This window comes from Curtobacterium sp. MCBD17_019, from assembly GCF_003234555.1.
Classification (GTDB): Bacteria; Actinomycetota; Actinomycetes; order Actinomycetales; family Microbacteriaceae; genus Curtobacterium.
In genome coordinates, this window is sequence record NZ_QKTT01000005.1 from 181,069 (window position 1) to 203,086 (window position 22,018).

The window sequence follows — 22,018 nt, forward strand, 5'->3', positions numbered from 1 at the left end:
CCGACCGCCAGCCACTCCGGGCGAGGGACACCCCGTGCAGGCGTCCGGAGCGGGTGACATCCGGGGTGACCTCGACCCGCGGTGACCCCCACAGGGTCCGGGACGAGCGCGAGGTGGGCCCGTCCCGCGTGTGACCCTTCCGCGATGAGCAGCACCATGCGGGCGCGGACCCCGCCGGTCGACGACGTCGTGGGCCAGCGTCGGCGGGCGTGGACAGGGGCGGGGTCCCCCTGGTCGGACGCCCTCGTGGTGGCCGCCATCGCGACGCTCGTCACCGGAGCCGGCTGCTGGGTGCCGTCCGCGACGTGGGACGAGGGTGCGACGGTGAGCGCGGCGACCCGGTCGTGGTCGGAGCTGTTCGCCCTGGCCCGGACCGTCGATCTCGTGCATCTGGCCTGGTACGCGACGATGCACTGCTGGTTCGACCTCGTCGGGTACTCGCCGCTCGCGCTTCGCGCCGTGTCGGTGCTCTGCGTCGGTGCGACCGCCGGGCTCGTCACGGTCCTCGGACGGGTGGTGCTCGGCCGATCCGCCGGGCTGCTCGCGGGTGCGTTCTTCGTGCTCCTCCCGCGGGTCACGCTGTCCGCCACCGACGGACGGTCGGGCGCCGCCTCCGCGTTCGTCTCGGTCCTGCTCACCCTGGTGCTCGTGACGGTGGCCGGTCGCCTCCTGCGCGAGCAGGGGGAGGACCCGCTCGGACGACGGCCAGGGACGACGCTGCTCTGGACCGTGTACGGCATCGTGGCGGTGCTCGCGGTCGTCGTGTTCCTGCACGACGTGCTCATGCTGGTCGTGCACGCGATCGCCGTCGCGGTGTGGACGACCCGCTGCCCGGACCGCACCGCGAGCCGACGCCTCGCCGTCGGCTTCGTGAGCGCCGCGGGTGGGGCCGCGGTGGTGTGCGTCCCGTTCGTCCGGATGGCGGCCTCGCAGGTGGGCCAGGTCTCCTGGCTCCATCGCCCCGACCTCGGCACGGTCAAGCAGATCGTCGTCGAACAGTGGTTCTCCGCCGATCCGCCGTTCGCGGTCCTCGGCGTGCTCCTGGTGGGTCTCGGCCTGGCGCGGTGCTGGCGGGAGCGGTCGACGACCGGCCCGCTGCTCGTGGCGTGGCTCCTGGTCCCGACGATCATGCTGCTCGCGGTGTCCGTGGTCTGGACCCCCGTCTACCAGGCTCGGTACCTGGCCTTCTGCAGCCCGGCCGTCGCGCTGCTCGCCGCCGTGGCGATCCGTGGCTGGCGTCCGAGCCGGATCGTCGTGGTCCTCGTGCTCGCGGCGGTCCTCGCGGCGCCGGCGTACGCGCGACAGCGCACCGAGGAGGGCAAGGACACCGACTGGGCGCGTGTGGCCCGGGAATCGAGCGCGGTGCGTGCGGCGCCGAGGACCACCGCCGCGCTGTACGGCGACGTCGAGGGGGACGCGGACTCGACCCTCGACGTCATCCCCCTGCTCTACCCGCGTTCGTTCCCCGGCGCGGTCGACTGCAGAGCCGGGCGCTCCGCCGACACGCGCGACACGCTGTTCCCGAGTCGGCGGCCCCTGTCGCAGGTACTCCGGTGTGCCCGCGCCCACGGCACGGTCTGGGTGGTCACCACCCGCGAGGACCGGGCGTGGCGGTCACGGGTCGTCGCCGCCCTGACGTCGACCGGGTACCGGATCGACGTGCCCGACCGCGGCGGTGCCACGAGCGTGATGCGGTTCCACCGTGACCACGAGCACGCATCCGCTCGCGGTCGATGATCCGACCCGGACGCCACCGGTGGCGTGACGGGCGTCGCATCGTGCAGCTGTGCGCCCCGGGGCCGCCAGTCAGCGCTTGCCGTTGCCGGTCGCGTTCCCGTGCCCGTTCCCGTGCCCGTCCGCAGCGTCCTCCACGACGTTGCCGACGCCCTTCCCGGGGTGCTGCTTCACGGTGCCGGCGGCAGTGGTCGGCGTCGCCACGGGCACGGTCGGCTCGGGCTGCGGCACGGTCGTCGTGGTGACGGACGGCTGCGGCGCGGGCTCGGCGGTCTGGGCCGGCTGGGTCGGCTGGGCCGGCTCACTCGGACCGCTGCTCGGGGCCTGGGACGGCAGGGGCGACGTCACCGGCCCGGACGTCATGGTCGTCGCGGTCCCGGTCGGCTCCGGGGTCGCCGGACCCCGCGACCGGACGGCGAGCGCGACGAGGACGCCGATGACGACGAGCGCGGCGACGACCGCGACGACGATCCACGCGGTCCGGCGGCGCCGCGCGCGCTCGGCTCCCGAGCCCGACGGGCCCGGTCCGCCCGGCCCGGCACCACCACCGCCGGATCCCGCGCCACGTCCACCGGATCCCGCGCCGGCCCCGCCGGCCCCGCCGGCCCTGGCGCCGCCTCCACCCCCACCGTCGGCACCAGCCACGCCGCCACCGAGCACGGCGGTCGGGGCGTCGGCCCCGCCGCCCTGGGTGCCGGTGAGCAAGCGCGTCGGCGCGTCTCCGGTGGGCATCGCCCGCGTCGGCGCGTCCATCGCGGCCGTCGGACGGTCCGCGTGCGCAGCGTCCGCGCCCACGGCGCCGACCGCGGCACCGGCCACCCCGGCAGCCGCACCGGCTGCGGCGGCGGCGCGCCCCGGACCTCCCGGTCGATCGAGCAGGGCAGTCGGCGCGGCGGCCGTGTCGACGTCGCGGCCCAGGGCGCGGAGTCGGGCGGCGGCCTCGGCGGCGGTCGGCCGGTCCTCCGGCGCCATCGCGCTCATGGTGTGGAGCAGGGTGCGCCACGCGACGGGCAGCGACGGATCGATCTCGGGGGCCCGGGTCAGTCGCGCGGTGGCGGACTCCATGACGCCGCCCGGGAACGCCTGCCGTCCGGTGAGTGCCTCGAGCAGCAGCAGCCCGAGCGCGTACACGTCCGCCTCGCCGGTGAGCTCCTGGTTCGTCACCTGCTCGGGAGCCAGGTACGCGGCCGTGCCCATGACCATGCCGGTCCCGGTCAGCCGGGCGGCGTCGCGGAGCAGGGCGATGCCGAAGTCCGCGAGCTTCACCCGGAGGCCGCCCGGTGCTGTCGCGTCGTCCTCGATCAGGACGTTCGCGGGCTTGACGTCGCGGTGGACGATGCCCTGCGCGTGGACGGCGGCGAGCGCGTCGGCCACCTGCGCGCCGATGTGCGCGACGACGCCCCGCGGGAGCGCACCGTCGCGCATGCGGGTGGCCAGGTCGGTGCCCGGCACCAGTTCCATGACGAGGAACGACTCACCGTCGCCGTCGGCGATCGCCGCGTCGTACAGGGTGACGAGCGAGGGGTGCCGGAGGCTCGCGAGGACGCGGATCTCGGCTTCGGCCCGGCTGCGCTCACCGTGGTCGACGGGCCCGGTGCGGAACACCTTGACGGCGACCTCGCGGCCGAGCTGCTCGTCGAGCGCGCGGTACACGGTCGCCATGCCGCCGTGGCCGAGCGTCCCGAGCACCTGGTAGCGGCCGCCGATGGTCCGTGGGGCACGTCCGTCGTCGCTCATGCTGCCCAACGCTACCGAGGCAGGGGCCGCGTGGTTCCGAGCGGGACGGAAGCACTGCCGGCCAGGCCCTCGCGTGCGACGGCGTAGGAGGGTTCACGGAGGGCGCGGGTCCACGGGTAGGTCCCACTCCCCGGGAGCGGTCGCAGCATCGGGTCGAACCGCGTGCCGGTGTCCGTGTCCGTCGTGCCGGCGTCGCGGGCGAGCACCAGTCGCGCGAAGGGGTGCCACACGCCGAGGGGTTCCGCGTGCAGGAGCTGGAGGACCCACGAGCCCTCGTCGAGCACGGCTGCGCTGGCGCTCGGATCGGACGGCAGCGTCGGTCCGGGCAGCGCACGTGCGGCGACGAGCACGGGGCCGAGCGCGCCGCGGTACGGCACCAGGGACGTGAAGCGGAGACCGTCGGGGGTGCGGGCAGGGCGGAGCATCCAGCGATCCGGCAGCCCGAGCCCGGTGGCCGCGAGCAGGAGGTCTGCGGGCCCGCCCGGGGTGGTGGCGCGGACAGCGAGGCCCCAGATGTCGGGCAGCACCGCCGGCAGGCCGATCCCCCGCGACAACCGTGCCTCGACGACCTGGCCATCGGCAGCGCCGTCGTCGATCCACCCGATGCCACTGGGCTCCGAACGTCGGTACCAGTCGATCCGCCCCCGCAGTGCGACCCCGTGCGGGTGGACCGGGCGGCCGCGACGCACCGCTCGGACGGCAACGGTGCCCGCTGCGGCGAGCGCGCCGGCCGCGGCGGCGGCGAACGGTACTCGGCTGGCGTCCTCGGTGTGCATGTGCCCACGATGCCAGCGCTCCCCGCACGCGCCCACAGCGGGCAGCGGGACGCAGTTCCGGCGTGACGGGATCGGATCAGCCTCGTGAAGCTCCGCGGGCGTCGGCCTCAGATGACGTAGGTGGCGAAGAGCGGCCCGTACGCCCGGCCGTTCCCGGCATCGGGGTCGCTGCCCGGCGCCCCGACCCCAGCGGCCTCGACGAGCACCTGCCCGTTGGTGGTCCGCAACGGCAGGGCCCGGTTCGGGATGTGCGCCGAGTGCTCGAGGGTGAAGCTCGCCCCCGCGGGGATCGGTGCGTCGACGCGGTACTCGCGCTTGATGCCGTCCGTCCCGTCCGGGAAGGTCGCAGGACCCGTCGGGACGACGTTGCCGGTCGTCAACCCGATCGCAGCACCGTCCGCGCCGACGCCGACCAGTTCGATGGCCGACACGATGGTGGCGCCGCCGATCGAGATCGTGCCGAACGTGTACGTGAGCAGGGACCCCGCGGGCAGTGGCACGCTGCCCGCGTTCCGGATCACGCTGCGGAACGTGTAGGTGCCGTTCACCCGGTACGCGGGTTGCCCGCTGATCGTCGTGCCGGGGCCCTGCAGGAACGGCCATGTCGGTCCGCCGGCACTGACCACGGCGATGTCGAAGGCCGGGACCACCGTCCGGGTGGCACTCGCCGGGGCGATGCCGCTCACGGTCGCGGTGAGCGTCACGGTCCCGGCTGCCGTCCCCGCCGTCAGGTCGGTCGCCCGTGCGGTCCCCGAGGCGTCCGTCGTCACCGTGCGCTGCGTCACCCCGGGCGCGCCGAAGAAGGCGGGCCCGGAGACCCGGAGGACGATCGTCTCGCCAGCCACGGGCTTCCCGTCCGCGCCGACGAGCACCGCGCGGCCGTCCGACAGATCACCGCCCGTCGGCCGTTGGTCGGGCTCGTCGAACACCACGTGGAGGCTCGCTCCAGCACTCGCCGCCGCTGCGGGCGTGGTCGCGCTCAGCGCGATGGCCGGGATGCTCCATGCCGCTGCACCCACCAGCGTGCGGCGTGCGATCGTCTGCGGGCGCCCGTCGGGGCCCGCCCGCCGCTCGTCGTCGTCGCTCATCCGGTCGTCCACCTCTCGTCGTCGGACTCCGGCCCGTGCCGGAGGTGATCGGAACGGTAGGTGCACAGGGCGCCGAGGACGACCGGGTCCGCGGTGGATCCCCACGTCGACGGGGATCCACCGGATCTCGGTCACTCGCCGTGTCAGCCGACGTCGGGTGATGGCCGGGGAGCGCCTCACCCTCCCCGACGAGTGTCGCGCCGCCTACTTGGCCGACGCGTAGTCGTCGGCCACCGCGACCTGCAGCGGGAACTCGACGGGGAAGTCCCCGAACAACAGGCGCCCGGCATCGGCGGCCGCGGCCCGGACGTGCTCGACGACACGGTCGGCGTCGCCTTCGGGCGTGTGCACCATGATCTCGTCGTGCAGGAAGAACACCAGGTGCGGGCCGGCGGTGACCGGTCCGGGCCACTCGGCCATCAAGCGCGTGCGGAGTCCGGCGAGCCACGACAGCGCCCACTCGGCGGCGCTCGCCTGCACGACGAAGTTCCGGGTGAACCGACCCCAGCTCCGCCCACGACTCCGCGCCGCCCGTTCGAGTGCCGGTGAACCCTCGGCCGAGAACGCGTGGGCCTGGGCGGCCAGCTGGTCGGGGGACGGTGCCGGCGAGGTCCGCCCGAGCCGCGACGTGACGACCTCGCCCCGCTCGCCCGCCCGGGCCGCTGCCTCGACGAGCGCGAGCGCCTTCGGGTACGCCCGCGCCAGCCGGGGCACGAGCCGTCCGCCCTCGCCCTGGGTGGCGCCGTACATCGCGCCGAGCATCGCGCCCTTGGCCTGCTGCCGGGTCTCGACCGCACCCGAGGCGACCACGCCGTCGTACAGGTCGCGGCCCCGCCCGGCCTCCGCCATCGCACGGTCCTGCGCGAGCGCGGCGAGGACACGGGGTTCGAGCTGCGCCGCGTCCGCGACGACGAGTTTCCAGCCGGGGTCGGGGACGACCGCGGCCCGGATCTGCTTCGGCAGCTGCAGGGCTCCGCCGCCGCTGGCCGCCCACCGTCCGGAGACGACACCGCCGACGACGTACTCCGGGTGGAACCGGCCGTCCTCGATCCACTCGTCGAGCCACGTCCAGCCGTTCGCGGTGAGCAACCGGGAGCGCCGCTTGTAGTCGAGCAGCGGTTCGATCGCCGGGTGGTCGTGGCGCGCGAGCTCCCACTTGCGCGTGGACTCGACGACGAGCCCGGCCCGGCGGAGTGAGCGGAGGACGTCCGTGGGCGAGTCGGGGTTGAGCGCCGGGTCGTCGAGCCGTTCCCGCAGCACGGCGGCGAGGTCCTCGAGCCGCTGCGGCCGGACGCCGTACGGCACGCGGGGGCCGAGCACGTCCTCGAGGATCCGCTCGTGCACGTCGACCCGCCACGGCAAGCCCCCGAAGCGCATCTCCGCGGCGACGAGTGCCCCGGCCGACTCGGCCGCGAGCAACAGCCGGAGCGCACCCGGATCCCGGGACCCGGCCACGGCCTCCTGTTGCGCGCGGAACTCGGCGACGGGATCGGCGCCGGACACCGGATCTGCAGCGATCCGTCCGGTGGACGACGGCCCCGACGCGAAGATCGAGTCGTCGAACAGGGCGTCCGCGCGCGGTGCGGGGGTGGCCTGCCCCGGGTCGTCCCACGGGCCGTCCGGCGCCGTCGCGAGCGGCGAGCCCGCGGTCGCGACCGCGGTGCGCAGGATCCGGTGGCACAGCCGCAGGTCGACGCACCGCGCGACACGGCCGCCCGCCGCGAGCACCTGCGGGTACCAGCGGGCCGTGTCGTCCCACACCCACCGCACGCCCGGCGCTTCGTGTGCCGCGATCCAGGCCGGGAGGCCCGCGGCGGCCACGTGCACCGGCGCGCCCTGGGCGGTCCCCGCGTCCGACAGGACGGTCGCGAGCGCGCCGCCGTCGACGCGGTTCAGGACGATGTGCACCCGTCGATCATGCCCGGGACCACCGGCACGGCCGGCACGGTCAGCCCTCCTCGGTTCCGACGAGGTACTTCCGGAGGGCGCCGTCCGCGAGCACCGTACGCACGACGGCGGGGTCGTGCAGGGCGTGGCGGTGGAGCGACGACGGGCGACACATCGGGTGAAGGTCCAGCCGCCGATGCCCCGACCCCCGGGCCCGACGCGGACGGGGTGAGGACCGGATGTGACCATGCCCGGACGCTTCCCGACCCCCTCCGACCGAACTGGAGCACCGATCCACATGAGCGATGACCGACCCGTCCAGCAGCAACCCCGCACCCTCTCGCCGGCGACGGCGTCGGAGGATCGATTAGGGAGTCCCAGCCGTCGCTCGATCGTCCTCGCGGGGGCGTGGAGCGTTCCCGCGATCGCCATCGCCACCGCGACCCCTGCACATGCGGCCAGTGACAGCGCCACCATCACGGTCTCGTTCGCCGATTCCGCGCCTCGCGCACCGGGTTCCTCGCTCGCCGACGGGACCGCGACCGTCCGCTCCGGCAGCGGAGTTCCGTTGCCGAACGAGACCGTCGTCCTCACGGTCTCCGGACCCGCCTCCTTCGGCCCCCCGGGGACCACCACGATCACGGTCACCACCGACGCCGCAGGCCAGGCGACTGCCGCCGGTCTCACCGCGGGCACGACCAACGGCACGGTGACGCTCACTGCGACCGTGACCGGTGCGGGGACTGCCACCGCCACGATCAGCGTCCTCCATCAGGGTGTGCTCCACCAGGAGGCCGCGGTCCGGTTCCCGGCGGCGACCGGCGCGTTCACCGCACTCGCCTCGAACAGCACGTCGAACAACCGGTACGGCGTCGCTGGCGTGACCTCGGCCGGCGAGGTGTGGAGTTACTACTCGGGGACGAACACGGTGCGACGGGTCGCCACCGGTGCCGATCCGTCGATCGCGCCGGCGATCGCCCTCCGGGGGAACTCGAACGACAGCTTCACCCACTACGTGAAGGGAGGCGTGGCTTTGAACGACAATGGCTCACCGCTGTTCCCCGGGGTACCGGGACCGTTCACGCACCTGACCGCGACGAGTACTGCGGACAACCTGTACTGCGTCGTCGCGGTGACGTCTGCCGGTGCCGTCTGGCGGTACTTCTACGGCAACACGTCCTCCAGCGTGGCGCAGGTCGCGTCGGACGCGGATCCGACGATCCCGCCGGTGTCGGCGATCAGATCCGTCAGCAAGGACTCCTCGCAGGTCTTCGTGACCCGGGACGGCGTCCTCCACTCCCGCAGTACTGCAGACGCGACTCCCTTCCCGACGACGGCGCGGTTCGTGGGCGCGTCGGCGACCAGCACGCTGGCCAACCACTACGCGTTCGTCGCCGTGACGTCCACCGGCGAGGTGTGGCGCCTCGGCTACCGCAGCAGCGCGCCGACCCTCATCGACCGCGTCGCCACCGGCGCCGACCCCACGGTCACACCGGTGGTCGGGATCCGCTCCGACGCCAACGACCACGTTCCCGTCTGGGTCGGGACGGACGGCCGGGCGTACTCGACCTGGTCGAGTACGCCCGTCTTCCCGGCGGCGACCGGCCGCTTCACGCATCTCGCCGCGGACGCGGAGGCGCACAACCGGTTCGCGGTCGTGGGGGTCACGACGACCGGCGAGGTGTGGCGGTGGCACTACGGCGGGAACAACTCCAGAACCGACGACTACACGCGTGTCCTCACCGGTGCGGACCCGGCCATCGCACCGGGTGTGGGACTGCGCGACGACTCGAACGACTCCGTCGCGTTCTCCGTGACCGGGGCGTCCGCCTGAACCGGACACAATTCGTCATTCTCGAGTGGCGCGGGAATGGGCGCGGTCCAGGCTGGGTTCCAGGAACGTCCGCGAACGCACCGAGGGAACCCCATGCACCACCTGAGAACCGCCACCGTCGTCGCCGCCACCGCGGCACTCGCACTCGCACTCACCGGGTACTCCGGCGCCACGGGGACCGCGCCGGCGAGCGCCGCCAGCAGCACGAAGGGCGGGACGCTCCACATCCTGACCACCGCGACGGCGGTGCACCTCGATCCCGCGACGAGCCAGAACCTGTCGACGACGACGCTCGGCCTGGTCGTCCGACGCCTCACCACGTGGGACATCCGGCCGGGGAAGACCGCGAAGGTCGTGCCGGACCTCGCCACGACCACGGGCACGCCGAGCGACGGCGGGAAGACCTGGACCTACCACCTGAAGAAGGGGATCGAGTTCCAGGACGGCACCCCGATCACCAGCCAGGACATCAAGTACGGCGTCGAGCGCTCCTTCGCGCCGACCCTCACCGGTGGCCTGAGCTACCACAAGTCGCTGCTCGTCGGCGGCTCGAGCTACCAGGGTCCGTTCGACGGCAAGCAGCTCGACAGCATCGCGACGCCCGACGACCGCACGATCGTGTTCCACCTCGATGCGGCCTACGGCGACTGGCCGTGGATCGCGTCGATGCCCGCGTTCGCGCCCGTGCCGCAGGGCAAGGGCGACCCGAACACGTACGACGCGAAGCCGGTCGCGTCGGGCCCCTACCAGGTGCAGTCGAACCAGCAGGGCTCCCAGCTGACCCTCGTGCGGAACAAGCACTGGAGCGCCGGGACGGACACGGTGCGCACCGCGGGCCCCGCGAAGATCGTGTTCGAGGAGAGCCAGGACGAGTCGACCGTGACCCAGAGCCTCATCGCCGACTCGGGTGACGCGAAGGACTCGTTCGCCGCCACCTACCTCGGGGCCGCCGAGCTCAACCAGGTCCGCCAGAACCCGTCCGCCGCGTCGCGCGTCGCCACGTCGAAGGCCGGCCCGATCACGTACCTCGCCATGAACACGCAGCGTGGCGCACTGAAGGACCTCCAGGTGCGCAAGGCCCTGGAGTACGCGACCGACAAGCGCGCCTTCCGGATCGCCGCCGGTGGCGCCCAGGCGGGCACGTACGCGTCGACGCTCATCACACCGGGCATCGCGGGCCGTACGTCGTACGACCTGTACAAGGCACCGGCGTCCGGGAACGTGAAGAAGGCGAAGGCGCTGCTCAAGGCGGCGGGCCAGAAGGACCTGCACTTCACGCTCCTGACGCAGAACGACCCGTCGTACCTCGCCCAGGCGCAGGCGCTCCAGCAGGGGCTCAAGCGCGCGGGCATCGCGGTGACGCTCAAGCCCGAGGACGTCGACAGCTTCTACACCGACGCCACGAACGACTCGTCGTACGACCTCGTCCTGTACGGCTGGCAGCCGGACTTCCCGAGCGCGAACGCGAACATCCAGCCGCTGTTCGCCTCGTCCCAGATCGGGAACGGCGGGAACAACGTGTCGCACTACAGCAACAGCGACGTCGACGCCCTCATCACGAAGGCGACGGCGACGGTGAACCGCTCGAAGGCGAACGCGCTGTGGGCCCAGGTCGACCGTCGCGTCATGCAGGACGCGCCGATCGTGCCGCTGACCTACGCGAAGCAGTCGTTCCTCCGCGGCTCGGACGTCCAGCACTTCTTCGTGCCGGACTTCCCCGCGTACCCGAACTACCTCAAGGTCACGCTCGCCAAGTGAGCGAGGACCGCACCGCGCCCGTCCTCGACGTCCGGGGGCTCCGTGTCGCCTTCGGCGGCGGTGCCCCCGTCGTCGACGACATCACGTTCGCCCTCCACCCCGGCCGGGTCCTGGCGCTCGTCGGCGAGTCCGGTTCGGGCAAGTCCGTCTCGGCGATGAGCGTCCTCGGGCTCCTGCCGTCGACCGCCGCGGTGTCGGGGAGCATCCGCTTCCGGCGCACGCCCGACGCGGAGCCCGTCGAGCTCGTCGGGGCGGACGCGGACGTCCTCCGCAGTGTGCGCGGTGCGGGCATCGGCACCGTGTTCCAGGAGCCCATGGGGTCGTTCACGCCCGTGCTGTCGATCGGCACGCAGATCGCCGAGGCCGTCCGTGCGCACCGGTCCGGCGCTGACGTCGTCGCCCGGACGGAGGCGCTGCTCACCGCCGCCGGCATCGCCGACCCCGCCCGGGTCCGACGCGCCTACCCCCATGAGCTGTCCGGCGGGCAGCTCCAGCGCGCGATGATCGCGATGGCGCTGGCGGCCGACCCGGTCGCGCTCATCGCCGACGAGCCGACGACCGCACTCGACGTCACCGTGCAGGCCGGGATCCTCGACCTGCTCCGCCGCCTGTGTCGCGAGCGTGACCTCGCCGTGCTCCTCATCACCCACGACATGGGCGTGGTCGCCGACGTCGCGGACGACGTCCTCGTCATGCGGGCCGGGCGGGCGGTCGAGGCGCAGTCGGCCGCCGACCTGTTCGCGGCGCCGCACGCCGCCTACACCCGCGAGCTCCTGGCCGCGGTCCCCGTACTCGGTGGGCCGAGCCGGGCCTCCCGGCCGGACGCGGAGGCGCGGCCCACCACCGGCACGTCGTCGTCCGGACCGAGATCCACGGCCGGGTCCATGGACCGGGAGGTCGTGGCCCGCCTGACCGACGTCGCCATCACGTACGGCGGACGGCGCGCGACACCCGCCGTCGCCGACATCGACCTCGCGATCCGCGCGGGCGAGGTCCTCGGGCTCGTCGGCGAGTCCGGCTCGGGCAAGTCGACGATCGGGCGGGCGCTCGCCGGCCTCGTCCCGGTGTCGTCCGGGACCGTCGAGGTCTCCGGCACGGATCTCCGGCGCGCGCGGCGGCGGCGGCTCCGCGCGGTCCGCAGCCGCGTCGGGTACGTGTTCCAGGACCCTGCGTCCTCGCTCAACCCCCGCGCGACGATCGGGTGGAGCATCGCCGAGCCGCTGCGCCTGCACACCGACCTCGGCGAGACCGCCCGCCGGGCCCGGGTCCGCGAGCTGCTCGAGGCCGTGCGGCTCGACCCCGCGTACGCCGACCGGTTCCCGCACCAGCTCTCCGGCGGGCAGCGGCAGCGCGTGGCGGTGGCGCGCGCGCTCGCCCTGCACCCGGTCCTCCTGATCGCCGACGAACCGACGAGCGCGCTCGACGTCACCGTGCAGCGCACCGTGCTCGACCTGCTCGCGACGCTGCAGGCGGAACTCGGGTTCGCGTGCCTGCTCATCAGCCACGACCTGGCCGTCGTCCGGCAGCTCGCCGACGAGGTCGTCGTGCTCCGCCGCGGCCACGTCGTCGAGCGCGGCACGGCGGCCGAGGTCCTCGAGGACCCGCAGGACCCGTACACACGCATGCTGCTCGCCGCCGCCCCCGTCGCGGACCCGGTCCGCCAGGCCGAGCGGCGGTCCACCTGGCGCCGGCTCGTCGCCGCCGGTGGCACGACCGAGGAGGCCCGCGCATGACCGCGAACGTCGTCGACCGCCCCGTCGCCCCCACGCCCGCCGCCACCGGGTTCCGCGCCGTCGCCCGCCGCGTCGGCCGGGACCGCTGGGCACTCGCCAGCGCGATCGTCATCGTCGTGTTCGCGCTCGTCGCGATCGGCGCACCGCTCATCGCCGGGCTCAGCGGGCAGGACCCGTACCGGTACCACCTCGGGACGCTCACCGGGTTCGGCGCACCGAAGGGCACGGGCGGCGGGATCAGTGCCGCGCACTGGTTCGGCGTCGAGCCGCTGACCGGCCGCGACCTGTTCGCGATCGTCACCTACGGCGCCCGGACCTCGCTCGGGGTCGGGATCGCCGCGACGATCCTGTCGATGGTGCTCGGCGTGCTCGTCGGCGTCACCACCGGGTTCTTCGGCGGCTGGTACGACCGCGGGATGAGCCGGGTCGTCGACGTCATGTTCGGGTTCCCGTCGCTCGTGTTCATGATCGCGCTGACCGCCATCGTGCCGAACCGGTTCCCCGCCCCCGTGCTCGTCGTGCTCGTCATCGGGTTCTTCGGCTGGCCGGCCGTCGCCCGGGTGATCCGCGGGCAGACACTGTCCCTGCGGCAGCGGAACTTCGTCGTCGCGTCGACCGCGATGGGCGCCGGTTCCTGGCACGTCATCATCCGCCAGCTCCTGCCGAACCTCGCCGCGACGATCACCGTCTACGCGACGATCTCGATCCCGAGCATGATCGGGGCCGAGGCCGCGCTGTCGTTCCTCAGCGTCGGGGTGACGCCCCCGACGCCGTCCTGGGGCCGCACCATCGGCGACGCCGTGGGGTGGGTGCAGACCGACCCCATGTACCTCGTGTTCCCCGGAGCCGCCCTGTTCGTCATCACGCTCGCGTTCAACCTGCTCGGGGACGCCCTCCGCGACGCCCTCGACCCGCGCCGGACGGAGGTGTCGCGATGAGGACCTGGCGCTTCGTGCTGTTCCGCGTCCTCGGCGCGATCGTGGTGTTGTTCGTCGTGGCCGCGGTCACCTACGCGCTGTTCACCCTGCTGCCGACGAACGCCGCCCGCGCGATGTGCGACAAGCCCTGCACGCCCGACCGCCTGGCGCAGGTCAAGGCGTTCATCGGCACCGACCTGCCCTGGTGGCAGCAGTTCCTCGACTACCTGTCGGGCATCTTCGTCGGGCGGCACTTCGGCAGCGGCTCGACCGCCGTGGTCTGCGGCGCACCGTGCTTCGGGTACTCGTTCCAGCTCCACCAGAGTGTCACGACGCTGATCCTGTCCCGCCTGCCGGTCACGGCCTCCATCGCGATCGGCGCCGCCGTGCTGTGGCTCGTCGCGGGTGTCGCCGGCGGCACCGTGTCCGCGCTCCGACGTGGATCGGTGCTCGACCGGGCGGTCATGACGATCGCCGTCGGTGGGGTCTCGGCGCCGGCGTACCTCGTGGGACTGTTGGCGATCCTCCTGTTCGGGTTCGTGCTCCGGATCCTGCCGACCGGCGGCTACGTCGCGTTCACCGACGACCCCGTGCAGTGGTTCCTGCACCTGCTCCTGCCCTGGTGCGTGCTCGCGTTCATCAGCGCCGCGATCTACGCCCGACTGACCCGCGGCGAGATGCTCGAGGTGATGGGCCAGGACCACATCCGCACCGCCCGCGCCAAGGGCCTGAGCGAGTCGCAGGTCGTCGTCCGGCACGGGCTCCGCACCGCGATCCTGCCCGTCGTGACCCTGTTCGGGCTCGACCTCGGCACCCTGCTCGGCGGTGCGGTGATCACCGAGAAGGTGTTCTCGATGCAGGGGCTCGGCGCACTGCTCATCGACGCGGTGCACTCGCTGGACCTGCAGGTCGTCGTCGGGTTCACGCTGTTCGCGGCGTTCCTGGTCGTCACCGCGAACGTCATCGTCGACCTGGTGTACGGGGTCGTGGATCCGCGGGTGCGGACGGGGCGCTGAGGTCGAGCGGCGCGCCCCACCCGGGTCCCGGTTCCTCCGCCGTCGGACTTCCCCGAGGCACGGTCCGATCTGAACCAGGTGACCGAGGGCCGACACGGGCAACGCGACCAGATCAGCCGGTCCGCCGTGTGCCGTGACCTCGGCCAACCGTGTCGCTCCGCACCGGTCTCCTCATCGTCGCACCCGCGCACCCGACCAGAACCAGGCGCTCGTCACGAACACGACGACCGCGAAGAAGAAGCCGAGCGCGTCCGTTCCCCCGTCGTACGTCCGGGCGTCGACGGCATGAACGGTCCCGACGACGAGGACGACGCCGACCACCGCCAGGAGCATCGCGGCACCCCGGAGCACGAGCGCCCGCGTGTTCGACCGGTCTGAGCGCGCCGCCGGCTGGACGTCGTACCGCGACAACCACCGGCGACTGCGGAGAACGGACTGACCGATGCCCGCCACCGCGCAGATCAGAGCCCCCAGGTCGAAGAGCACCATCGCCCACGGAGTCCTGTTGAACCAGAGCGCGGCACCGACGGCCATGACCAGCCCCAGGAGCGCCACCCAACGGGTCAGTGTCCACAGCAGTCGCCACATGCCGTACCCTCCGTCTCCCGGGCCGTGCCCTCAGTCCTCCGTGTCGACGCCACCCGGTCGCACCGCGGCGGTGTCGGCGACGTCGATCCGGGTCATGCCGTCGCCACGGTCCTCGGTGGTGATCCGCGGGGCCGCATCCGCCTCGGTCGACCCCGAAGCCCGGGTGAGCTCGTCGTGGCGCCGCTCCGAGAACGTCATGTCCACGCCGTCGTCGGTCGTCTCGAGGGGATCGCGAGCATCCGTCATACGAGGGACGCTACCCGCCGCTACACGAATTGGATGCGTGAGCAGCACCGATGCCACCAGCTCCAGCTCCATCTCGTGGAGTTGCATGCCGACGTGCAGCCGGGGCGGCCGCCGGCCCTGTCGGCTCGGCTGGCGGGATGTCGCACGAGCTGACCCGCGCCGTCCATCACGAGACCGGGACGACGGTCCATGAGGAACAGGTTGCTTGTTAAAATTAACACTGTCATCTGCCGGATGTGCTAAATTTATCAAGTGCGCTCACCTCTCACGAACCCGTTCCAACCGGGTTCCGATGTGGTTCCAGATGTATGGGCTGGTCGTGTCGAGCAGTTGGCCGATTGGCGGGACGTCGTTCGCCCGCGTCGTCATGCGGGCCTGTACGAGACAGGCCGAACCATCCTCGGTGAACCTGGTACCGGCAAGTCGAGCCTGGTACGCCGGATCGCACGCGATGCCGCAGAGGGCGGCGACTGGGTCACCCCCCAACTGCGCATACCTGCCGGTGCTGATCCGTTGAAGATCGTCGCGTCCGCAGTGCTGCGGCTGGCCGACAAGGCCGGCCTCCTGGCAACGAGTCGGCAACGGGTCCTGGACGTCCTCGCGCGAGTCGAACAGATCGCGGTGTCGGGGTTCTCCGTCGCGGTGCGCGGAGAAGCAGGACCAGAGCCGTTCACCGCACTGTTCGACCTGCTGGTCGAACTCGGGCAGGCCGCCATCGCGCAGAACGCCGTGGTGTTGATCCACATCGACGAGGTGCAGAACATCACCGACGAGGCAGCGCTGTCGCAGTTGCTCATCGCTCTCGGTGACGCGCTGTCGCACCAGGTCGAGGTCACGGCTCCGGGCGGTGTCCTCGTCGAGCGACACCTGCCCCTCGCCGTGTACCTGACGGGGCTGCCGGACTTCGAGGACATGGCCGGCGCTCGGAAGGGCGCCACCTTCGCCCGGCGATTCCGCACCATCACGCTTGCCGCCCTCGACGAGGCGGATCTCCTGCAGGCGCTGCAGCCATTCGTGTTCGACGGTTGGGCCACCCCCGACGGGAACGGCGGTCTCGAATCCATCCAGATGAGTTCCGGGGCTGCGAGAGCCGTCGTGGCTCTCTGCTGCGGGGAGCCGTTCCTGTTCCAGCTCGCCGGTCAACGCGCCTGGAATGCAGGGAGCGCCTCGACCATCTCCCAGGAGGAGGTCGTGGCCGGGTGGCGCGGAGCTCAGGGTGAGGCCTCGGCACACGTCGAGCGCATCCTGAACCGGCTGCCGGCTCGTGAACACGAGTTCGTCGAGGCGATGGCGGCGCTGCCGCCGGCCGACCGCACGCTGACGAAGATCGCCGCCCAGATGGGCATGACCTCCGCGACGAAGGTGGGGCCGTTCTCGCAGCGACTGGACACGGTCCGCGGGATCATCGACCGGGGCAAGTCCTACTCGTTCCGCAACCGTGCCGTCGAGGCGTACCTGACGACGGACTGGCCGCGCGTCGACTGACCCAGCCCTCCTGGCAACTCAGCCCTTCGTGCCCGTCGACCAGATGCCCGTCGAGCCCTTCTTGAGCACGACGTTGCCGTTGCCCTGCACGACGAGCGTCGTGCCCGACCCGGCCCGGCTGGTGTTCGACGCCCACCGCGCCTTGCCCGAGGTGTCGTAGACCACCAGGTTGCCGTCCGCCTGCAGGCTCATGTACGCGCCGTGGTACTTGCTCGTGTTCGTCGCCCAGCGCGCTCGGCCGCCGATGTACATGACGAGGTTGCCGTCGGCCTGCATGATGAACTGCCGCGTGCCCGAGCCGTCCTGGATGAACTGGCCGCCGGTCAGCGTCACGGGCGCCTTGAGGGTGTCGCGGCCGGACAACCCCGTGTGCCAGAGCACCGTGCTCCCCCTGGTCAGGCGGAGGTCGCCCGTGTTCGTGACCGCGAGCACGGCACCGCTGCCCTTGCCGCTCGTGCGGGACTGCCACACCGCCTTCTGCGCGGCCGTGTAGATGACCGCGTTGCCGTCGGCCTGCACCGCGAGCGAGGTCCCACCACGGCCGTTCGTCCCGGACGACCAGAGCGCGCGCCCGTTGCCGTACAGCACGAGGTTGCCGTCGGCCTGCATCGTCAGCGTGTACTGCTGGTTCGGCGACGTGATCGAGTGGCCGACGGCGAGGGTCGCGGGCGCGGTCAGCGAGGTGCTGCAGCTGCTCGTCCCGGGCAGCGCGGTCGCCAGGGCCGCCCAGTTCGGGGAACCGAGACCGGTCGCCATGTCGTAGCCGGTGGTCGCGCTGTAGAGCAGGTTGTTGCCGCTCGTGACGTCGCGGAAGTCCCCGCGGTTCCCGTAGAGCGTCGCGTGCACGTCGCCGACGCCGGTACTGCAGCCGAGGCTCGACAGGGTGGCGGCGAGCTGCCCCGCCATGATCGGCGCCGCCGCGCTCGTCCCACCGCCGAGGACCCATCCGCCCTCCGCGCCGATGTAGACGCCGGGGCCGGTGTCGGGATCGGCCACCGCGCTGATGTCCGGTACCAGCCGCGTGCTGCCCGGGAGGCCCACACCGCTCTGGTACGTCGGCCGCGCGGTCCGGGTCGAGGACCCACCACCGCTGCCGACCGCGTCGGCCCGGTCGCTCCAGGCGGTCTCGCGCCAGCTCGTGCCGCTCCCCGTGAGGCTGGTCCCGCCGACACCGACGACCGACGGCACGACGGCCGGGAAGTCGACGTCGGGCGTGCTCGAGGTTCCGCCACCGCAGTCGTAGGCGCCGTCGTCACCCGAGGCCGCGAAGGTGGTGGCACCGGCGACGACCGCGCGATCGATGGCGTCCTGGACGGCGCTCTCGAACGACGAGGACAGCGACGACTCGCACATCCCCCACGAGGTGCTCAGCGCGACGATGCCACTGCTCGTGACGTCGGTCGCGACGCGGTCGTACGCGTCGTAGATGCCCTGGGCCGAGTTCGGCGCGACGTAGATGCGCTGGGACGCCTTCGGCGCGGTGGCGAAGAGCATCTCCTGGTCCAGGGCGACCTCGGAGCCGCCACCGTCGACGGACGTGGTGGTGGACGCGCCGTCGACCGCGACCTGCGTGATCGACGGCAACGTGACGCCCACGGCGTTCGCGTAGGTGGTCAGATCGCTCTTCGACCAGCCGGAGAACTGCACCGTGGCGATCGTCGTCCCGGCACCGGTGCTCCCGGAGCGCGTCACGCCGTAGGCGCTGGCCAGGTCGGCCGGGGTCCTGCCGCCGGGGAGTGCGTGGTGCTCGAACACCGGGCGCTGGTCGAGGCCGAGCACGGTCGTCACCGCGCCGGACAGGCCCGACGGCAGGTCCAGCGCCGTCGTCGGGTGCAGGGTGTCCCCCTTGCCCGCGAGGTCGACGCCGAACACGGACTCCGCCTGGGCGACCGTGCCCGAGACCTGGACGTCCCACGTGTCCTGCGCGGTGACGTGGAGGCCCGCCGCACGGAGTGCGTCGACCACGTCGTCCCGGGTGTCCGTGGTCGGGGCGACGTCGGTGAGCGCGTCCTTCCGCTGGGCCTTCGTCATGGTGTCCGCCTGGCGGACCAGGTCGCGGAGTTCACCGCGATCGGACGGCTGCAGCACGACCGTCATGTCGATCGGAGCACCGCTGGGGGCCGGGGCCGTCGCGGTCGCGGAGGGGGCGGGCGTCGTGGCCGAGGGGCTCGGCGACGCGGTCGGCGCGGTCGATGCGGTGGCCCCGGACGCGGGCGAGGCCGCCGACGGCGCGGGCGCCGCGGCGGAGGGGGTGGACGTCGACGCGGCGGACGTCGTGGCGGTGGTCGCGCCTCCCGGCTCGTCCGCCACCGCGGGGAGGGCCGAGCCGGTGACCGTGAGGGCGGCGGCGGCGACGACGATGAGGGGCAGACGGACGGTGCGCATGGTCACTCTCGGAGGCTGAGCGGTCGGGGGTGCCCGGCGCCGATTCGGGTTGCGATCGCCGACCTGACGACGCTAGCCCGAGCGGAGGCCCGACAACAGCCCCTGTGCGACCTCACAGACCCCCAGTTGGCGGGGTCGTGTCGGCGTGGTGGGCGTCCGGAGGCGGTCAGGGGCGCGTGGGCCGGAGCGTGATCAGGGGCGTGACGGCCCGCCGTCCTGCTGGTACCGGGCGTTCGTGACGTCGTTCGTCGACCCGTGGATCGAGATCGCCCCCGTGGCGAAGTCGGCTTCGAGCTGCTCGAGTGATCGCCCCCGGGTCTCGGGGACGACCGTGAGCACGAACACGAGCGCGGCGGCGTTGAGCACGGCGAACACGAAGAACGTCGTCGAGATCCCGAAGGCCGCGACGGCGATGGGGAACGTCAGGCTGACCCCGAAGTTCGCGAGCCAGAGCACGAGTGCGGTGAGCCCCATGCCGGCCCCACGGAGGCGCAGCGGGAACACCTCGGAGAGCATGAGCCACACGAGTGGCCCGATGGTGCCCTGCATGATGCCGACGAAACAGATGATGAACACGAGGACGACCACCGCGCGGAGGGTGCCCTGCGGCAGGACCACCGACGCCAGACCGATCAGCAGATGGAACAGGGTCGTGCCCGCGAACCCGCTGATGAGGAACGTGCGCCGGCCCAGTCGGTTGATGAAGCGGAGGCCGATCACGACGGCGAGGACCGCGATCACCCCCGAGCCGACGTTTGCGATCAGGGCACCCTGCTGGCTGAACCCGGACTCCTGCAGCACCTGCGTGCCGTAGTACATGATCGAGTTGATCCCGGTGACCTGCTGGGCGATGCCGAGTCCGCCGCCGATGTACACGAGCCTGCGGAGCCACGGCTCGCGGAACAGATCGCGGATCCGGCCGGAGCGGGCCTCCGCTTCCTCCGCGGCGAGGTCGTGCAGCTCGGCCATCTCGGCCACCGCGCGCTCGTCCGAGCGGATGGTGCGGAGCACGGCGAGCGCGTCGTCCTCGCGCCCCTTGCCGAGCAACCACCGCGGGCTCTCCGGCACGCGGAGCATGCCGATGAACAGCGCGACGGCGGGGATCAGCGCGACCGCGAGCATGTACCGCCAGACGTCGGTGTGGGAGCCCCAGATCGACCCGATCACGGCGTTGATCGCGAATGCGGCCAGCTGTCCCGTCACGATCATGAGCTCGTTCCGGGTCACGAGACCGCCGCGCTTCTCGGTCGGCGACAGCTCCGCCAGGAACACCGGGACCGTGACGGACGCCCCGCCGACGGCGATGCCGAGGACGAACCGCGCCGCGACGAGGACCTCCCACGTCGGGGACAGCACGCACGCGAGCGCGGCGACGAAGAAGACGACGGCGAGCGTGCGGATGGTGGGTCTCCGACCGTTGTGGTCGGAGATGCGACCCGTGGTGAACGCGCCGAGCGCCGCCCCGACGAGGATCGCCGACGTCACGAGCCCCTCGGTCGTGGGTGTGAGCCCGAGATCCGCGGTGAGCGAGTCGAGCGCGCCGTTGACGACGCCGGTGTCGTACCCGAAGAGCAGACCGCCGAAGGTCGCGACGACCGCGACGAACCCGAGCCGTCGCGAGTACGGACCCGGGGTCAGCGGTGGCAGGGCCCGTCCGCCCGGTGCAGGTCGCCCCGTCGTGTCGGCTCCCCCGGCTGTCGTGCTCCGCGTCGCCACCATCGCTCCTCGTGATCCGCCCCGTCGGAGACCCGACGGTCGGGCCGTCGCTCGGAGGGGGAGGAATCGACGCTATCGAGCGGCGTCCGCGTGGTCGCTCAGCTGCTCCTGTCCGGTGGATCCGTCGGCGAGGACAGCCGGTGTGGAGGCCGTCTCGGCGGCGGCCCGCTCGGCCATGGCGGTCGTCAGGGTCGTCAGCACACGGGTCACGACGGCGTTGTCCTCGTCGGACAGCCGGTCGAAGACGTCCACGACGGACTCGTGGAACCGCTCGTACGCGGCGTCGATCTTGCGGGCGGCCTGCTCGCTCGGCTCGAGGACCTGCGCGCGCCGGTCGCTCGGGTGCGCCACCCGCCGGAGGTCGCCCTTGCGCTCGAGCTCGTCGACGATCTTGGTGACCGACGCGTTCGACACGTTGAGCATGACGACGAGGTCCTTGGGGCCCATGGCCCGCTCGTCACGCTGCGCCTGGAGCAGGTAGCGGATGGCGTGGAACTCGTTCTTCGTCAGGCCGCTCGCGACCCGGGCGCGTTCGATCTGTTGCTCCTCGGCGCTCTGCACGCCCAGGAGCGCGTCGACGGCCTGGCGAGCGGCCGCGCTCCGCGGCTCTCGTGCGTACAGGTGCCGCGCTTCGCGGCGGACGACGGTCAACGGCATCGGCGGATGTGGTCCTTCTGGTCGGTCGTTCCGGTGGCGTGGATGCTACGCGGTGGGTGCCGCGAAGAAGTCGGCGTAGCTCGGGCCGCTCGCGGCGCCCGATCCCCGCCCGGACAGCAGGCGCGGGTCCTCGACCCGACGCGAGACGTAGGCGTCGATGACGGCCGGGTCGGTCAGTCCGTAGCGTCGACCCGCGCCCGCGCGCATCGTGCCGGCGCCGGACCAGGCCTGGTACGTGCTGTGCATCAGCAGACACCCCGATCGGCGAGCAGCGGCCGCATGTCGATCGGCTGCGTCGGCGGGAACCGGTCGAGCGCGGCGCTCGACGGGTCGATGAAGGAGGTCCCGGAGACCCGGGGGTGGGGCTGCGCGATGCTCATCATGGTCTCGTTTCTGGCGGCGTCGCCGGGCGCGATCGGGGTGATGATGCCCGGGGGTCGGGCACGGCAAAAGAATGCCAC

At 72.6% G+C, this 22,018-nt stretch carries 18 protein-coding genes; 7 read left to right on the forward strand and 11 right to left on the reverse strand.

The genetic code is table 11. The features are described from left to right. Positions 1-144: 144 nt before the first annotated feature. Complete coding sequence (locus DEI82_RS07030) at positions 145-1,737, forward strand: hypothetical protein (RefSeq protein ID WP_111036301.1); 1,593 nt, start codon at positions 145-147, stop codon at positions 1,735-1,737. 69 nt (positions 1,738-1,806) lie between these two features. Here DEI82_RS07030 and DEI82_RS07035 read toward each other — a convergent pair whose 3' ends face one another. From DEI82_RS07035 to DEI82_RS07050, 4 genes are all read right to left on the reverse strand, one after another. Beyond that, on the reverse strand, positions 1,807-3,471 hold the full coding sequence (locus DEI82_RS07035; protein WP_111036302.1) for a serine/threonine-protein kinase: 1,665 nt from the start codon (positions 3,469-3,471) through the stop codon (positions 1,807-1,809). An 11-nt stretch (positions 3,472-3,482) separates the two neighbouring features. Then, positions 3,483-4,247: a hypothetical protein gene (locus tag DEI82_RS07040; protein WP_111036303.1), complete on the reverse strand. Its 765-nt coding sequence runs from the start codon at positions 4,245-4,247 to the stop codon at positions 3,483-3,485. Positions 4,248-4,354: 107 nt separating this feature from the next. Continuing rightward, the gene (locus tag DEI82_RS07045; protein ID WP_146242855.1) at positions 4,355-5,335 is read right to left on the reverse strand and encodes a hypothetical protein; all 981 of its coding nucleotides are present in this window, start codon (positions 5,333-5,335) and stop codon (positions 4,355-4,357) included. A 204-nt stretch (positions 5,336-5,539) separates the two neighbouring features. Next, positions 5,540-7,243: a bifunctional 3'-5' exonuclease/DNA polymerase gene (locus DEI82_RS07050; protein ID WP_111036305.1), complete on the reverse strand. Its 1,704-nt coding sequence runs from the start codon at positions 7,241-7,243 to the stop codon at positions 5,540-5,542. Positions 7,244-7,520: 277 nt separating this feature from the next. Here DEI82_RS07050 and DEI82_RS07055 point away from each other — a divergent pair, with 277 nt between their 5' ends. The 5 genes from DEI82_RS07055 (at position 7,521) to DEI82_RS07075 (ending at position 14,480) form a co-directional block, all read left to right on the forward strand. Continuing rightward, positions 7,521-9,056 (forward strand): hypothetical protein, encoded by a 1,536-nt coding sequence (locus DEI82_RS07055; RefSeq protein ID WP_111036306.1) that lies wholly within the window; start codon positions 7,521-7,523, stop codon positions 9,054-9,056. Between the two features lie 93 nt (positions 9,057-9,149). After that, positions 9,150-10,814, forward strand: a complete 1,665-nt coding sequence (locus DEI82_RS07060) for an ABC transporter substrate-binding protein (protein ID WP_111036307.1) — start codon at positions 9,150-9,152, stop codon at positions 10,812-10,814. Then, positions 10,811-12,547 carry an ABC transporter ATP-binding protein gene (locus DEI82_RS07065; RefSeq protein ID WP_111036308.1) on the forward strand — a complete coding sequence of 579 codons (1,737 nt, stop codon included), beginning with the start codon at positions 10,811-10,813 and terminating at the stop codon, positions 12,545-12,547. Before DEI82_RS07060 ends, DEI82_RS07065 begins: the two co-directional genes overlap by 4 nt. After that, a complete protein-coding gene (locus DEI82_RS07070) occupies positions 12,544-13,485 on the forward strand; it encodes an ABC transporter permease (RefSeq protein ID WP_111010563.1) in 942 nt (313 codons plus the stop codon). Before DEI82_RS07065 ends, DEI82_RS07070 begins: the two co-directional genes overlap by 4 nt. Beyond that, on the forward strand, positions 13,482-14,480 hold the full coding sequence (locus DEI82_RS07075) for an ABC transporter permease (RefSeq protein ID WP_111012936.1): 999 nt from the start codon (positions 13,482-13,484) through the stop codon (positions 14,478-14,480). The genes DEI82_RS07070 and DEI82_RS07075 overlap by 4 nt, the downstream gene beginning before the upstream one ends. 171 nt (positions 14,481-14,651) lie before the next feature. On the opposite strand, the gene DEI82_RS07080 is transcribed toward DEI82_RS07075, so the two are convergent. Beyond that, the gene (locus DEI82_RS07080; RefSeq protein WP_111010561.1) at positions 14,652-15,068 is read right to left on the reverse strand and encodes a hypothetical protein; all 417 of its coding nucleotides are present in this window, start codon (positions 15,066-15,068) and stop codon (positions 14,652-14,654) included. A 30-nt stretch (positions 15,069-15,098) separates the two neighbouring features. After that, on the reverse strand, positions 15,099-15,314 hold the full coding sequence (locus tag DEI82_RS07085) for a hypothetical protein (protein WP_111012934.1): 216 nt from the start codon (positions 15,312-15,314) through the stop codon (positions 15,099-15,101). Positions 15,315-15,608: 294 nt separating this feature from the next. Between DEI82_RS07085 and DEI82_RS07090 the strand changes: the two genes are divergently transcribed. Continuing rightward, positions 15,609-16,799 (forward strand): ATP-binding protein, encoded by a 1,191-nt coding sequence (locus DEI82_RS07090; protein ID WP_258371993.1) that lies wholly within the window; start codon positions 15,609-15,611, stop codon positions 16,797-16,799. 18 nt (positions 16,800-16,817) lie between these two features. Here the strand turns inward: DEI82_RS07090 and DEI82_RS07095 are convergent, their stop codons facing one another. The 5 genes from DEI82_RS07095 to DEI82_RS16490 form a co-directional block, all read right to left on the reverse strand. Further along, entirely contained in the window at positions 16,818-19,184 is a 2,367-nt protein-coding gene (locus DEI82_RS07095) for a protease pro-enzyme activation domain-containing protein (protein WP_111036310.1), read from the reverse strand. 192 nt (positions 19,185-19,376) lie between these two features. Next, positions 19,377-20,900 carry a sugar porter family MFS transporter gene (locus DEI82_RS07100; RefSeq protein ID WP_309146641.1) on the reverse strand — a complete coding sequence of 508 codons (1,524 nt, stop codon included), beginning with the start codon at positions 20,898-20,900 and terminating at the stop codon, positions 19,377-19,379. Positions 20,901-20,972: 72 nt separating this feature from the next. Then, positions 20,973-21,557: a MarR family transcriptional regulator gene (locus DEI82_RS07105; RefSeq protein ID WP_111036312.1), complete on the reverse strand. Its 585-nt coding sequence runs from the start codon at positions 21,555-21,557 to the stop codon at positions 20,973-20,975. A gap of 45 nt (positions 21,558-21,602) precedes the next feature. Then, entirely contained in the window at positions 21,603-21,803 is a 201-nt protein-coding gene (locus DEI82_RS07110) for a hypothetical protein (RefSeq protein WP_111011666.1), read from the reverse strand. Then, positions 21,803-21,937 (reverse strand): hypothetical protein, encoded by a 135-nt coding sequence (locus tag DEI82_RS16490; RefSeq protein ID WP_258368802.1) that lies wholly within the window; start codon positions 21,935-21,937, stop codon positions 21,803-21,805. Before DEI82_RS16490 ends, DEI82_RS07110 begins: the two co-directional genes overlap by 1 nt. Between the last annotated feature and the right edge of the window lie 81 nt (positions 21,938-22,018).